The organism is Pseudomonas fluorescens (assembly GCF_040448305.1).
Classification (GTDB): Bacteria; Pseudomonadota; Gammaproteobacteria; order Pseudomonadales; family Pseudomonadaceae; genus Aquipseudomonas; species Aquipseudomonas fluorescens_BH.
In genome coordinates this window covers 5,216,970-5,230,546 of record NZ_CP148752.1, presented here as the reverse complement: position 1 = coordinate 5,230,546, position 13,577 = coordinate 5,216,970, and the positions used below count along the sequence as shown (strand labels likewise).

At 58.5% G+C, this 13,577-nt stretch carries 16 protein-coding genes and 4 tRNA genes; 17 read left to right on the top strand and 3 right to left on the bottom strand.

Annotated elements, in window-relative coordinates; translation table 11 throughout:
- The first annotated feature begins 145 nt into the window (after positions 1-145).
- From WHX55_RS23700 to WHX55_RS23685, 4 genes are all read left to right on the top strand, one after another.
- Positions 146-221: transfer RNA gene (locus WHX55_RS23700), tRNA-Glu, on the top strand.
- Between the two features lie 2 nt (positions 222-223).
- A tRNA-Gly gene (locus WHX55_RS23695) sits at positions 224-299 on the top strand.
- Between the two features lie 104 nt (positions 300-403).
- Positions 404-479, top strand: a tRNA-Glu gene (locus WHX55_RS23690).
- A gap of 3 nt (positions 480-482) precedes the next feature.
- Positions 483-558: transfer RNA gene (locus tag WHX55_RS23685), tRNA-Gly, on the top strand.
- A gap of 58 nt (positions 559-616) precedes the next feature.
- Here the strand turns inward: WHX55_RS23685 and WHX55_RS23680 are convergent.
- Positions 617-1,486, bottom strand: a complete 870-nt coding sequence (locus tag WHX55_RS23680) for a DNA-binding response regulator (RefSeq protein ID WP_151214641.1) — start codon at positions 1,484-1,486, stop codon at positions 617-619.
- 405 nt (positions 1,487-1,891) lie between these two features.
- On the opposite strand from WHX55_RS23680, the gene WHX55_RS23675 reads away from it, so the two are divergent.
- From WHX55_RS23675 to WHX55_RS23615, 13 genes are all read left to right on the top strand, one after another.
- The gene (locus tag WHX55_RS23675) at positions 1,892-2,086 is read left to right on the top strand and encodes a Flp family type IVb pilin (RefSeq protein WP_353741441.1); all 195 of its coding nucleotides are present in this window, start codon (positions 1,892-1,894) and stop codon (positions 2,084-2,086) included.
- 58 nt (positions 2,087-2,144) lie between these two features.
- Positions 2,145-2,339 (top strand): Flp family type IVb pilin, encoded by a 195-nt coding sequence (locus WHX55_RS23670; protein ID WP_353741440.1) that lies wholly within the window; start codon positions 2,145-2,147, stop codon positions 2,337-2,339.
- A 59-nt stretch (positions 2,340-2,398) separates the two neighbouring features.
- Positions 2,399-2,593 (top strand): Flp family type IVb pilin, encoded by a 195-nt coding sequence (locus WHX55_RS23665; RefSeq protein ID WP_353743080.1) that lies wholly within the window; start codon positions 2,399-2,401, stop codon positions 2,591-2,593.
- A 29-nt stretch (positions 2,594-2,622) separates the two neighbouring features.
- On the top strand, positions 2,623-3,141 hold the full coding sequence (locus tag WHX55_RS23660) for a prepilin peptidase (protein ID WP_353741439.1): 519 nt from the start codon (positions 2,623-2,625) through the stop codon (positions 3,139-3,141).
- Positions 3,142-3,156: 15 nt separating this feature from the next.
- Positions 3,157-4,485 carry an AAA family ATPase gene (locus WHX55_RS23655; RefSeq protein ID WP_353741438.1) on the top strand — a complete coding sequence of 443 codons (1,329 nt, stop codon included), beginning with the start codon at positions 3,157-3,159 and terminating at the stop codon, positions 4,483-4,485.
- Positions 4,486-4,500: 15 nt separating this feature from the next.
- Entirely contained in the window at positions 4,501-5,316 is an 816-nt protein-coding gene (cpaB, locus tag WHX55_RS23650; RefSeq protein ID WP_353741437.1) for a Flp pilus assembly protein CpaB, read from the top strand.
- A 75-nt stretch (positions 5,317-5,391) separates the two neighbouring features.
- The gene (locus WHX55_RS23645; RefSeq protein ID WP_353741436.1) at positions 5,392-6,726 is read left to right on the top strand and encodes a Tad domain-containing protein; all 1,335 of its coding nucleotides are present in this window, start codon (positions 5,392-5,394) and stop codon (positions 6,724-6,726) included.
- An 8-nt stretch (positions 6,727-6,734) separates the two neighbouring features.
- Positions 6,735-7,214 carry a TadE/TadG family type IV pilus assembly protein gene (locus tag WHX55_RS23640; protein WP_353741435.1) on the top strand — a complete coding sequence of 160 codons (480 nt, stop codon included), beginning with the start codon at positions 6,735-6,737 and terminating at the stop codon, positions 7,212-7,214.
- The gene (locus tag WHX55_RS23635) at positions 7,214-7,708 is read left to right on the top strand and encodes a TadE family protein (protein WP_353741434.1); all 495 of its coding nucleotides are present in this window, start codon (positions 7,214-7,216) and stop codon (positions 7,706-7,708) included. Before WHX55_RS23640 ends, WHX55_RS23635 begins: the two co-directional genes overlap by 1 nt.
- Positions 7,702-8,922, top strand: a complete 1,221-nt coding sequence (locus WHX55_RS23630) for an AAA family ATPase (protein WP_353741433.1) — start codon at positions 7,702-7,704, stop codon at positions 8,920-8,922. The genes WHX55_RS23635 and WHX55_RS23630 overlap by 7 nt, the downstream gene beginning before the upstream one ends.
- 3 nt (positions 8,923-8,925) lie before the next feature.
- Positions 8,926-10,368, top strand: coding sequence for a CpaF family protein (locus tag WHX55_RS23625; RefSeq protein WP_353741432.1), 1,443 nt, complete (start codon positions 8,926-8,928; stop codon positions 10,366-10,368).
- On the top strand, positions 10,365-11,351 hold the full coding sequence (locus WHX55_RS23620; RefSeq protein ID WP_353741431.1) for a type II secretion system F family protein: 987 nt from the start codon (positions 10,365-10,367) through the stop codon (positions 11,349-11,351). The genes WHX55_RS23625 and WHX55_RS23620 overlap by 4 nt, the downstream gene beginning before the upstream one ends.
- A 29-nt stretch (positions 11,352-11,380) precedes the next feature.
- Positions 11,381-12,346, top strand: coding sequence for a type II secretion system F family protein (locus WHX55_RS23615; protein WP_353741430.1), 966 nt, complete (start codon positions 11,381-11,383; stop codon positions 12,344-12,346).
- A gap of 199 nt (positions 12,347-12,545) precedes the next feature.
- Here WHX55_RS23615 and WHX55_RS23610 read toward each other — a convergent pair whose 3' ends face one another.
- Both WHX55_RS23610 and WHX55_RS23605 read right to left on the bottom strand, forming a co-directional pair.
- Positions 12,546-12,815, bottom strand: a complete 270-nt coding sequence (locus WHX55_RS23610) for a DUF3613 domain-containing protein (RefSeq protein WP_353741429.1) — start codon at positions 12,813-12,815, stop codon at positions 12,546-12,548.
- Between the two features lie 18 nt (positions 12,816-12,833).
- Entirely contained in the window at positions 12,834-13,547 is a 714-nt protein-coding gene (locus WHX55_RS23605; protein WP_353741428.1) for a tetratricopeptide repeat protein, read from the bottom strand.
- Positions 13,548-13,577: the final 30 nt, after the last annotated feature.

Genomic DNA, 13,577 nt, shown 5'->3' with positions numbered 1-13,577 from the left:
CGGCTCCCAAAAGCAGGGTGAAGTCATTGATTTAAATAAATTTATATCAGGGGGTTGACGACATCTCAATCCATCCATAGAATGCGCGCCACTTGCAGCGTAAAGCACACAGCGAAACGAAGCAGGGAGTGAATGTAGTATGTGTGTCCCCTTCGTCTAGTGGCCTAGGACACCGCCCTTTCACGGCGGTAACAGGGGTTCGAGTCCCCTAGGGGACGCCAATGCGGGAATAGCTCAGTTGGTAGAGCACGACCTTGCCAAGGTCGGGGTCGCGAGTTCGAGTCTCGTTTCCCGCTCCAATTTTAAACAGCGTTGCTTTCGGGCAGGGCTGAGTGAAACCAGAACCAAGTCTTCGGATGCGGCTCTGGACACCGAAACACACACCATGTGTTCCGGGTAGCGTGTCCCCTTCGTCTAGTGGCCTAGGACACCGCCCTTTCACGGCGGTAACAGGGGTTCGAGTCCCCTAGGGGACGCCATTTGCGGGAATAGCTCAGTTGGTAGAGCACGACCTTGCCAAGGTCGGGGTCGCGAGTTCGAGTCTCGTTTCCCGCTCCATATTTAACGAAAACGCCGCTCATTGAGCGGCGTTTTTGTGTGCGCGTAAAAAACCGGATCAACTGCTGAGGCTTTGGACCAGGCTTTCGAGCGCTTCAGTGGTTTTCTCATCCTGCACCGGTTGCGTAGCGGCAGCCGCTTTGATTTGGCGTGCCAGGCGGTATTCGCTGGGCGTGCAGTTTGCGAACTGCTTGAAGGCACGGGCGAAGTAGGAAGGATCCTTGAAGCCGGCCTCATAGCCGATGCTGGTAATCGGCATCTGGCTATTGTCGAGCAGATCTTTGGCGAAGTTCATGCGCTTGTCCAGGATGTAATCCGTGAAGCCAAGCCCATTGGCTTCCTTGAACAGGCGGCTGAAGCGAAATGTCGTCATTCCGCAGCGCTGCGCCAATTCCCTCTGATCGATGCTGTCTCGAAAGTGCTGTTCGATGTACAGCATGACATTGCTCAGCGCCTGGTGTTTTTGGTGTCCTGAGGTCCGACGGATGCTGTCCGGCAGGGTCGGGGAGTGGTCGATCTGCGATGACTTGCCCCGGCCGTTGGCATTTCGGCGCAGCTCGCAGAGCTGCACCACCGCCGTCAGGTAACGATTCTTCTCGGTGGTCGAGAGCGGGAGCACCATGTATTCCCATACGCTGGAGCGCATGGCCCATACGGCCAGTTCCTCCGAGTGCTGCACGGTGAACATGGTGATCGGGATGCTGGGGGTGGTGCGTTTGATCTCCAGCAATAGCCTCAAACCTGGGGTGTCGGGGCGATCAAAATGGACGCAGATCATGTCTGCCGGTTCCGCGATGGGCAACACGGAGTTTTTCGCCAGTTTGCAGTCGCAGGTACCCTCGAACTGCGCGACGAGTTCTTTCGTGGACCGATCATGAGTCAGATCGAACCACAGGAGCGATGGCCTTTTGGTCAAGTTGGACGTCATGTCTCTACTCTGGGGTTCTTGGTGACTCACTTCGCTAGTATTGCCAATGTGCTATCACCTTGCAGATTTAATCCCGATAGGAAAGACGGTTTTTAGTTCTATTCGCTCTATGGGTTGCCTGGAAGGCAGCCCGGGCGAGTGTTTGTTGGTGTGCTTTCGACAAACCGCGTTTAACCGCTTGTCGCTTGTGAATCAATGACAATTGCCTTTGCGTTTCAATGCCTTGTTTACCCCCTCCGTTACTTCTGCAAAGACCAATACGCCGTATTTGGCCGCCCCGCAAAAAAGTCCTAACGATGTGCAAAATCTTCCTAACGCCCATGCCTGTTCCCTGACTAGGGTTGCATCAGGCAGATGCAGAACGTACTGCCTCCGGAAAAACAACATTCGAGTGAGGTGGGCAAAATGAACATGCAAACAATCAAGGCTTCGGTAGTGAAGTTCGTCAAAGACGAAGATGGTCTGACCATTGTGGAATATGCGGTTGCGGGAGGGCTAATAACCCTGGCGGTTGCCGCTAGTTTTACCACCTTGGGCGCCGCCATTACCAAACAGATCGGTTTTCTAGCTACTTGTATGGCCGGTGGGGCGTGCAAGTAAGTCTATTCCCTGTGAGAGGGATGCAGCAGAAAAACAACATTCGAGTGAGGTGGGCAAAATGATCATGCAAGCGATCAAGGTTTCGCTAGTGAAGTTTGTCAAAGACGAAGATGGTCTGACCATTGTGGAATACGCGGTGGCCGGCGGGCTAATAACCCTGGCGGTTGCCGCTAGTTTTACCACCTTGGGCGCGGCCATTACCAAACAGATCGGTTTTCTAGCTACTTGTATGGCCGGTGGGGCGTGCAAGTAAGTCTATTCCCTGTGAGAGAGATGCAGCAGAAAAAACAACATTCGAGTGAGGTGGGCAAAATGATCATGCAAACGATCAAGGCTTCGCTAGTGAAGTTCGTCAAAGACGAAGATGGTCTGACCATTGTGGAATACGCGGTGGCCGGCGGGCTAATAACCCTGGCGGTTGCCACTAGTTTTACCACCTTGGGCGGCGCCATTGCCACGCAGGTCGGTAGGCTAGCTACTTGTATGGTCCCCGGTGGGGCGTGCTAGTAAGTCTATTCCCAGTGAGAGATGCAGCGATGCCTATTGAGCAGATGTTTATATCAATTGTTCTGTTAGGGCTGCTAGGTATTGCGGTGGTGAGCGACCTTCGTCGCCACCGCATCCCCAACCTGCTGGTTCTTTTAGGACTTGTTTTGGGTTTGACCAGTCAGGCTTACGCCAGTGGAGTTGAGGGGCTTGGTAATGCTGCGTTGGCCATGCTGATCGGCTTTACAGTGTTTCTACCCATGTACGCCCTGGGCGGTATGGCCGCCGGGGACGTCAAGTTGATGGCCATGGTCGGATGTTTTTTTACACCGCATGTCGCGTTGTGGACGGCGCTTTTCAGTCTGATGGCCGGTGGTTTGTGCGGTTTTTTGATCATCCTTTTTCGTGGCCAGCTGCTGCAAACCTTAACGCGCTACGGGTTGATGTTAAGGGCGCGAACCTACTTGGCTCCGGCGGTAGATGAAGTGGCCGGAAAGCCTTTCCCATACTCCGTTGCAATTTTGCTCGGAACCCTGGCCAGTGGCTATTGGCTGCAGATCGGCCCGTAGCCCAGGAGGCTAGCCATGCACGTCATCGTCGAAAGTGATGCCTACCCCAGCGATCGGAGCGCGGTGCAACGCCTGGCTCCTCAGCCCTGCACTATCCGTGAAACCGGCCTGACCGACAGTTTTCTCGGTGAGTTGGTGTGCAAGCATTTGTTTGATGCCGGCGTGCTGGACATGTCGCGGCTGGTGGAGCGCCTGGCGCTGACCGGCGCGGTACTTGAAGAGGTCCTGGCATTTCTGCGCAAGGATGGCCGAGTCGAAGTGCTTGGCCAGGTGAGTCAAACGGGTGGGCAGTCGCTGCGTTATGGCCTGACCGAACGCGGACGCAGTGCCGCCCGCGATGCCCTGTCGCGTAGCGGTTATATAGGCGCAGCACCGTTTCCGGTGAGTACCTACCGGTCCCTGATCAAACTACAGACCATTCACCATGGTCGCATCAACGCCAACGATATGCGCAATGCCTTTGCTGGCGTAGTGCTCACGGAGGAGATGCTCGATCAGTTGGGTGTTGCGATGAACTCCGGGCGCGCAATCATGATTTATGGCCCCGCGGGGACCGGCAAGACCTATGTCAGCAGTCGGCTGATCCGTCTGTTCGCCGAGGCCATCTGGGTCCCCCATGCCATCGTCATCAACGAGTCGGTGATCGAGATCTATGACCCGCAGGTGCATCAGCGGCTCGATGATAACGTTCAACAGAACAGTCTGATGCTCAACGAAGGGATCGACCGTCGACTGTTGTGCTGCAAACGCCCGATAGTCATCACGGGCGGTGAGTTGAGCATGGAACAGCTGGACGTTCGCTATGACCCCTTCACCCGTCAATACCAGGCCGCCTTGCAGCTCAAGGCCTGCAATGGCCTGTTCATCATCGACGACATGGGGCGCCAGCGCATGGCACCCGCCGAGCTGCTGAATCGCTGGATCGTCCCGATGGAGGAGAAACGCGATTTCCTCAACCTGGGCGGCGGTCGGCATTGCGAGCTGCCGTTCGATCTGATTCTGGTGTTTTCCACCAACCTCAATCCCCTGGAGCTGGCCGATGAGGCCTTCCTTCGCCGGATTGGCTACAAGCTGCAATTCGGTTACCTGAAGCCCGAGGAGTACGAAAAGATCTGGCGTATGGAAAGCGAGCGTCTGGGTATTTCTTATGACCCGCTGTTGGTGCGTTATGTGCTGCAAAGGCTTTATGCAAGTGAAGGCATGCCCCTGGTGCCCTGCCATCCCCGAGATCTCCTGAACATGGCGCTCGATCGCCAGCGTTATATCGGCGGTTCCGGACCACTGTCACCGAAAGAGTTGGAATGGGCCTGGCACAACTACTTCGTCCAGCTCAACTTTCTTTGATACGGAGATACTGACATGAGCTCTCGTACGCTTACCCTGATAGGCGCTTCCCTGGTCATGGGCCTTGGGGCTGCATGGATGGCCGACTCCTGGCTGAGCGCGCGGCTCAATGCCAGCCCGGATGACCACTTTCGAAACGTGGTGGTTGCCACGGTAGAGATTCCATTCGGGCAGATGGTCGAAGCCCAGCAGGTCACGACCGTACGCATGCCCATGGATACGATCCCGGACGATGCCTTCGATGCCAGCGAAAAAGCCGTGGGCAAGATTGCAACGTTCGACATTCTGCGGGGCGACATCGTGCGTGGTGCACGTCTGAGCGAGCACCTGGGGGGCAGCACCCTAGCCTCTTTGATTGCTCCTGACAAACGCGCCATATCGGTGCGTGTGGACGATGTGGTCGGTGTCGGCGGATTCCTGTTACCGGGTAACCGGGTCGATGTACTGGCGACCAAAACCACCAATTCGGGCAGTAACAGCGCCACGTCCAGGACCATCCTCGAGAACTTGCGGGTGTTGGCGGTGGATCAGACCGCGGGTACCGATAAGACGCAACCGGTAGTGGTGCGCGCCGTGACGCTGGAGATGTCGGCCGCTGAAGCGGAGGCCCTGGTTACGGCGCAGACAGAAGGCAAGTTGCAACTGGCGCTGCGTAACCCACTGAACCTCGAGAAGAAAAGCCCGGCCGTTGCGCCTGCTACGCCAGTTGCCCCAGCCATGGCTGTGGCCACCGCCGAGGCGCCAAAACGCGTGGTACAGCGCAGCAGTGGCGAGGGCGGGGGTATCACCGTTATCCGCGGGATCGAAGCCAAAGTAGTAAACATTCGCTGACGGGACGCAACAGGTCTCTGGGCACCACGGTATTGGCGGAGCCGATCCGGATCAGTATCGGCAATCGAGGGCTTGATGATGAATCTTCGTATTCAGCGGCCGTTCACTTCGACGCCAAGGCGCCAGGAAGGATCGGTGAGTGTCTTGATGGTGATCGCGTTGGCGGCGATGGCCATGATGGCGGCGTTGGCTTTGGACGGCGGGCATATGATGCTGAACAAAACGCGCCTGCAGAGTGCGGTGGACGCCGCCGCCCTGAGTGGCGCCAAAACCCTGAGTCAGGTGGAGGGGGGCGTCAACAGTGTCAGCGCGGCCAGCGCGACGCGTACCGCCGCGCTCAATACGTTGACACAAAATGCCAATGCTGCAGGCAACAACGAATTGGCCACGGCTGTCGGCGGCAATGCAGGCACATTTGCAGTGGTGGAGATGGCAAGCAGCGTCTATGGCCCGTTCTCCTATCCCGGGCCAACGGATGCCAAGTACGTTCGGGTATCGGTAGCGAGCTATAGCCTGACGGGATTTTTCTGGAACTTCGCCCAGTCATTAGGCGCCCTGGGGAACAAGGCGGTGGCGGCGATCGCCACCGCGGGACCCAGCCCTACCAGCCCCTGCGATCTCGCGCCTTTGATGGTCTGTGGCGACCCGGCTCAATACAACCCGGGCGCCGGTATGTTCTGGGGCTTCCAGTTTGGTGAATTGAAGGTATTGAAGACGGCTGCCGGCAATAACTCGCCCATTGGTCCAGGCAACTTTCAGTTGCTCGATTTTGGCACTGGCGGCAATGCGATCAGGGAGGAGATGGCCGGAGGCGGCAAGGTCTGCCGCAATGTGGGAGACAACGTGGCGACCGAACCTGGCAACAAGGTCGGCCCTGCGTCTCAAGGCCTGAATACACGCTTCGGCATCTACAACGGCCCGGTCAGCGCCTCGGCCTATCCGCCGGACCTGGTGACCTCGTCCAGTAACCCCGCAATTACTGACGACGGCACAGGCCCGAAGTACCAGGGGCAAACCGTCACCTCGAGCAATGGCACCCTCACGGCGGGCGGCAACGCGATACTGGACTATAACGACTGGCGTACGAGCGTTGCCGCGTGTGTGGCAGGGGCCAGTGGCTGTGAGAGCAATGGGGTGTTCGAGCGCCGGATGCTGAAAATCGTGGTGGGCGACTGCGCCGGGAAAAATAATGGTTCAACCTCGATCCCGGTCCTCGGTTTTGGCTGTTATTTCGTGGTGCAGCCCATGGACGGCGGCGGCGCGGAAGCGGAGATCTTCGGCCAGTTCGTGAAAGAGTGCGAAGGCGACAACGTGGCCGGCCCCTCGCCGTCCACCGATTCCGGCCCGCAGATCATTCAGCTCTACAAAACCTATCTCAACGGCAGCGGCACTCCGAGCACTGACTCGTAGGAGGCGTCATGAGACTTCACGGATTTAAACATCCGCAGCGCCAGCAAGGCCTGGCCATAGTGGAATTCACCCTGATCCTGCCGGTGTTGCTCCTGATGTTGCTGGCCTTCGGTGAGTTCGGCCGCATGCTCTATCAGTACAACCTGCTGCTGCAGGCCAGCCGCGATGCCGACCGTTTTGTCGCCAGCCAGGCCTGGGACTCAACGCTTGGCAAGGTTGCTCTGAGCGATACGCTGGAGACCCAGACGAAAAACGTTGCGGTGTTTGGCGTGCCTGTCGACACCGGGGCTGCGGTGTTGTCAGATTTGACGACTGGCAACGTTATCGTCGCCCCAGAGGGCACTGACCATGTGCGGGTCACCATCACTTACACATTCTGCCCGGTGATTGGCGGTGGCAAATGCGCCGGAGCGCTTCCCGGTTTTTTTGGTAATCAGATTGCACTGGGCATTCCGCTGGTCGCCACTACCGTGATGAGGGCCCTGTGATGAATAGAAAATACATGCGCGGCACCTATACGGTGGAGTTCGCCGTCATTGGTCTGCTGGTGTTCACGCTGTTGTTCGGCGTAGTGGAAATGGGCCGCCTGTACTTCACGGTCAATGCGCTGGATGAGGCCGTGCGCCGTGGCACGCGCCTGGCGGCGGTATGCAATATCAGCGATCCGGTGGTGTTGCGGCGGGCGATCTTCAATGCCGCGGGCGATGCAGGTAATAGCAAGCTGATCGGCGATCTGGCCACCACCCACCTGACGTTGACCTACCTGGACGTAAACGGTGCACTGGTGGCCAACCCCGCTGACCTGGTCAGCGTCAATGGTTTTCGTGCCATCCGCTATGTCCGGTTGAGTCTGCAAAACTTCGTTTTCAATCTGTTTATTCCCGGGTTCGGCGTGCCCATTACCTTGCCCCCATTCAGGGCAACGTTGCCACGCGAAAGCCTCGGGCGTCATTCCGATTCCGGGGAGATCACGCCATGCTGAATACCAAGGAAACTCCCGTCTCTACCTCGACCAGCAAAGCCGGGCTACGGTTGCTGATCAGCAGCCGTGATGCCACGTCGTTGCGCGACCTGCAAGGCGTCTGCCAACGCATGCCCAGCCTGGAGGTGAGTACTCGGCTGGTGAGCAACGGGCATGTCGACCCACTCTACGGTCTGGACCGGATGCCCGATCTGTTGCTGTTGCGCGTCAGCCACCTGTGGCGTGAAGAGCTGGCGGCACTGTTGCAGCGCCCGGCCCATGAGCGTCCGCCGATGCTGGTGTGCGGTCTGCTGAGCGAACAGGAAGGCATGCGCCTGGCGATGCAGGCCGGCGCCCGCGACGTGCTGCCGGAGCCCGTCGCCGAGACAGAACTGGTCGCCGCCTTGAATCGGCTGGTCATGGAGGTTCGGACCGGCAGCGGGACAGAAGGGAAATTGCTCGCCGTGATCAGCGCCAAGGGCGGATCCGGCGGCACCATGCTGGCTTGCAACCTGGCTCAGCAGCTCAGCATGAAGGGTGGCAGTACTCTGTTGCTGGACATGGACCTGCAATTTGGCAGCGTGACGCATTACCTGGATGTGGCGCAAACGCACAGCCATCTTGAGGTGTTGCATCAGATCGACGGCATGGACAGTGTTGCGCTACGCGGTTTTTGCAGCCACTTCAGCCCGACCTTGCATGTGCTGGGTGGCCGGGCCGGTGAGCTGTGTCTGCCGCAGGATGCCCAACCCGAGCAACTTGATACCCTGATGCAGTTGGCCCGCGCCAGCTATGACTGGGTAGTGATCGATCTGCCGCGACAAATCGACCACCTCACCGGTTCCGTGCTGGAACAGGTGGATCGGGTGTACGTGGTGGTGCAGCAGAGCGTCAGCCATCTGCGCGATGCCAGCTCCCTGGTGCGGATTCTTCGCGAAGACCTGGGCGTGCGTGGGGATCAATTGCAGATAGTGGTCAACCGCTATGACAAGGCGGCAGCGGTCAGCCTCAAGGATATCGGCGAGGCGCTGCGCTGCACGAACCTGTCGAAATTACCCAACGACTTCAACCTGGTCAGCCAGAGCCAGAACACTGGCGTGCCGTTGAGTGTGCATGCGCCGAAGGCGGCGATAACCGCTGCCCTGCGCAACGTGGCCGATGACCTGGTCGGCAATCAGATGGTTGGAAAAAAAGGCGTGTTCAAACGCGCCTTCAACCGTTTTTTCGGGGGGTGACCCATGATCAGCGACTTTCGTAACCGCTTGCGCAAACAGTCCGGTAAACCCGCCTCATCGTCGGCTAACCAGCCGGGTGACGACCAGCCGGATCCGGCCGAGGAAGTAATGGCGTGGGAACGTGCAACGCCGGACGTTCTTTACGAAACCAAAAGTCAGGTCACCCCGGTGGAGGCCGAGTGGCGAGAAAAGATCTACCAGCAGTTGCTCAAGGTCATGGACCTGTCCTTGCTGGACTCCCTTGAACAGGCAGAGGCCGCGCGGCAGATTCGCGATATTTGCCAGCGTCTGCTCGATGAACACTCGGCACCGGTGAGTACTTCCAGCCGCCAGTTGATCATCAAGCAGATCACCGACGAGGTGCTCGGTCTGGGGCCTCTGGAACCGCTGCTGGCCGATCACAGTGTGTCCGACATTTTGGTCAACCGGCATGACTCAGTGTATGTCGAGCGCTTCGGCAAGCTGCAACGCACCGATGTGCGTTTTCGCGATGATCGGCATTTGCTGAACATCATTGACCGCATCGTTTCCAGCCTGGGTCGGCGTATCGACGAGTCTTCGCCGTTGGTGGATGCGCGGCTCAAGGACGGTTCGCGGGTCAACGCGATTATTCCGCCGCTGGCCATCGACGGCCCTAGCATGTCGATCCGGCGCTTTGCCGTGGACCTGCTCAATACCGACAGCCTGATCCAGGTGGGGGCGTTGACCCCGGCCATTGCCCTGCTGCTCAAGGCGATTGTCCGTGGGCGCTTGAACGTGCTGATTTCCGGCGGTACCGGCAGCGGCAAGACCACCATGCTCAATGTGCTGTCCAGTTTCATTCCACACAACGAGCGGATCGTCACCATCGAAGACTCGGCTGAACTGCAACTGCAGCAGCCGCATGTGGTGCGTCTGGAAACCCGGCCTTCGAATATCGAGGGGCGCGGCGAGGTAAGCCAGCGGGAGTTGGTGCGCAACAGCCTGCGGATGCGGCCGGACCGTATTGTGATCGGCGAAGTGCGCGGCGCCGAGGCGCTGGACATGTTGACAGCGATGAACACCGGTCACGACGGTTCGCTGACCACGATCCACGCCAACACCGCACGCGATGCATTGGGGCGAATCGAGAACATGGTGTCGATGACCGGGGCGACCTTTCCGATCAAGGCCATGCGCCAACAGATCGCTTCGGCCATCGGAGTGGTCATCCAACTGGAACGCCAGGAGGACGGCAAGCGCCGCCTGGTCAGCGTGCAGGAGATCAACGGCATGGAGGGCGAGATCATCACCATGACCGAAATCTTCTCCTTCGTGCGCCACGGCGTGAGCGAAAACGGCGAAGTACTCGGTGATTTTCGGCCCAGCGGCATGATCCCCGCCTTCCGCGATGTGCTGGCCAAGCGCGGTATCGAGTTGCCGCTTGCGATGTTCAGGCCTGAGTGGATGGAGGCACGGCAATCATGAACCAGGTTCCCGGTGAATTCATTCTGATGTTCCTCGGCATGGTGTTTATTGCCGTCTTCCTCTTGTCCCAGGGCGTGGCGGTGCCGGTATTCGGCGAGGCCGGCAAGATGCGCAAGCGCATTCGTGGCCGCCTGCACGTACTGGAGAAAGCCAACAATCAGTCCAGCATGCAGACCGTGTTGCGACAGAAATACCTGACGCGTTTGTCGCCATGGGAGGCCAGGCTTGAGCAGCTGCCTTTTATGGAAGCATTGACGCAAATGATTGAGCAGTCCGGGCACGAATACCGGGCCTATCGGGTGTTGCTGCTCGGGCTGGTGCTGGGTGTCTGGGCGGGTATCTTGATCTGGATGGTTTGGTCAGTCTGGTGGATGGCGCTGCTGGCGGGTTTCGCGGTCTTCTGGTTACCCATACTGAAAATCTCTCGCGACCGTGGCAAGCGTTTCGCTGCGTTCGAGGAAGGCCTGCCGGATGCGCTGGACGCCATGTGCCGCGCTTTGCGCGCCGGGCACCCCTTCAACGAAACCCTGCGCCTGGTGGCCGAAGAACACAAGGGGCCGGTCGCTCATGAGTTCGGCCTGACCTTCGCCGATATCAACTATGGCAACGATGTGCGCCGGGCCATGCTCGGCCTGCTGGAACGCATGCCGAGCATGACGGTGATGATGCTGGTGACCTCGATCCTCATCCATCGCGAGACCGGCGGTAATCTGACCGAGGTGCTGGAGCGTCTGAGTCGCCTGATTCGGGGGCGCTTCCGCTTTCAGCGCAAGGTCAGAACCTTGTCGGCCGAAGGGCGAATGTCGGCCTGGGTGCTCGTGGCTATTCCCTTCGTGTTGGCGGCGGCGATCCTGGTCACAACCCCCACCTACATGCCTTTGCTGCTCAATGATCCGGTTGGCCATAAGCTGATCATTGGGGCTTTCATTGCCATGTTGGTCGGGATTTTCTGGATACGCAAAATCATCCGGATTCAGGTTTAAGCGGTATTCGCTACCGGGAGGTACAGGTCATGGATTTTTTGCTCGGGTTGTTCAGTCGGGTCACGGGGAACGAGGAGATGGCGCGCCTGTTGTTCCTTGGCGCGATCGGTTTGAGTACGGTGCTTGCGGTCGTCGCCGTGATCTTGCTGATGATGGGGCTTCAGGATCCGGTGCAGCGTCGTCTGGCGCTGATCAAGCGTGGTCATTTAGGCAATACCGCCGGGCAGGAGGCTCCGGGTAATCTGCAACTGTTGCTGGAGCGGGTCGGCCAGCGCTTTGCCTCGGCCGAATCGGCTCAGACGTCCGTCACCCAGACTTTATTGACGCATGCGGGGTACCGTTCCTCTTCGGCGGTGCAGATGTACTGGGCGGTTCGCTTGATGTTACCGCTGTTGTTGGTCGGCGTTGCGTTGCTGCTGTTGCCGATGATTCCCAAGGTGTCCCTGATCATGGGGCTGCTGTTGGTGTTCATGGTGGCCGGTATCGGATGGTTGGTGCCAGCACTGTATGTCGCCAAGCGCAAGCAGTTGCGACAAGGTCGGCTGCGTGCTGCGTTTCCGGATGCGCTGGATCTGATGGTGGTGTGCGTGGAGTCGGGCCTGGCCCTGCCCACGACCATCGAACGGGTGGCTGAGGAGATGTCGGTCAGTCAGGTCGAACTGGCTGAAGAACTGGCCCTGGTCAATGCGCAAATCCGCGCGGGCATTTCCAGTACCGAGGCGCTCAAGCAACTGGCCGTACGCACGGGCCTGGATGACGTACAAGGGCTGGTCAGTCTGTTGGCGCAGAGTATCCGCTTCGGCACCAGCGTGGCCGATACCCTGCGCATCTATGCCGATGAATTCCGTGACCGGCGTACGCAGGCCGCCGAAGAGATGGGGGCGAAAATCGGCACCAAGCTGATATTCCCACTGATTTTATGTCTGTGGCCGAGCTTCTTTTTGATCACCATTGGCCCCCCCCTGATCGGGGTACTCAAAGTATTCGGTAAGTGAACAGGAGTGGCTTGCTGTCGAACAGGATGGCTGTATTGCATAAGAACGAGGTGGAGCAGGCGAACGGAGTGCATTCACTTCAATCGCCTGCTCCACCTTTTAATACCTGGACTGTATTTTCCTGCACACGACATCAAACCCGGCTTTGCAGCCAGGCCACTCAGGACTACGCCAGAGGCTGATCACCCATCGACAGGCCTCAGTTGCCGATGGTCATTTCTCCCGCTGTATCCTGGTCAAAATATTGCGGAATCGGATAGTTGAAGCTATTCAGCCAGCGCTGCATGGCCAGGTCACGTTCGGTGGCCGAAGCGGTTTGCAGTTTTGGGGAGGCAACCACACCGCGAATCTGCAGCTGCAACCACTGTTCGGTGCCTTGTTGATACGGCGAAGCGGGGCCCGGCTCAATGGCCCAGGCAGTGGTGGACAGGCAAGCCATGCACACGATCAACAGCCTTTTGGTATTCATCTCGACTCCTCGTACGTTCTACTTGTTCGCACTGGTAGAGGCATCGGCTACCTCAGTCTTGCGATTGCCATCGGTAGCCACCACTTTTTTGGCGGAGGCCTTGAGTTTTTCCGCGCGGGTTTGAGCCTCTACGACTTGCTGGGGGCTCAAGTCGGCGCGGGTCACGAGGTCGGCAGCCGCCTTCCAGTTATCCTGGTAGATCAGCAACGTCACCATATTGAGTGCCGCCAGTGTGTTTGCCTGCTTGAGCTCCATGGCGGTCATGAACTCAAAGCGTGCTTCAGAGATCCGTCGCTGATTGAGGTAGACGACCCCCAGGTCATTGCGCATTCTGTCGTCGGTGGGGGCCATCTTCACCGCACGCTCAAGGTGAGTGGCAGCGCTGGCGTTATCATTTTTGGCTGCGGCCAGCTGGCCCAGGCCATGTTCCCCTTCAGCCGCCAGACAGGTGCCGAGCAGGCTTTCGTACAATGGCTGCGCGTCGCCGCTACGCCCCATCAAGCGCAGCACCCGAGCCTTGCGCAGGCGAACCTGGACCAGGTTATCGGGCAAACCTTCAAGATTCGCCAGGCTGGCATACAAACGGCCTTCTTCGGCCATGTTGTCGGCCAGGTTCAGGGCCAGTTCTTGCTCCGAACCGGGCTTGGCACAGCTGGCCGGTTGCGAAGACAGGCCATTGCTGGCACAACCCGCGAGCATTAATGTCGCCGCTATTGCTATGACTGCTTTCATCGAAGGTCCCCTGGCCGCAACACGTTGAAC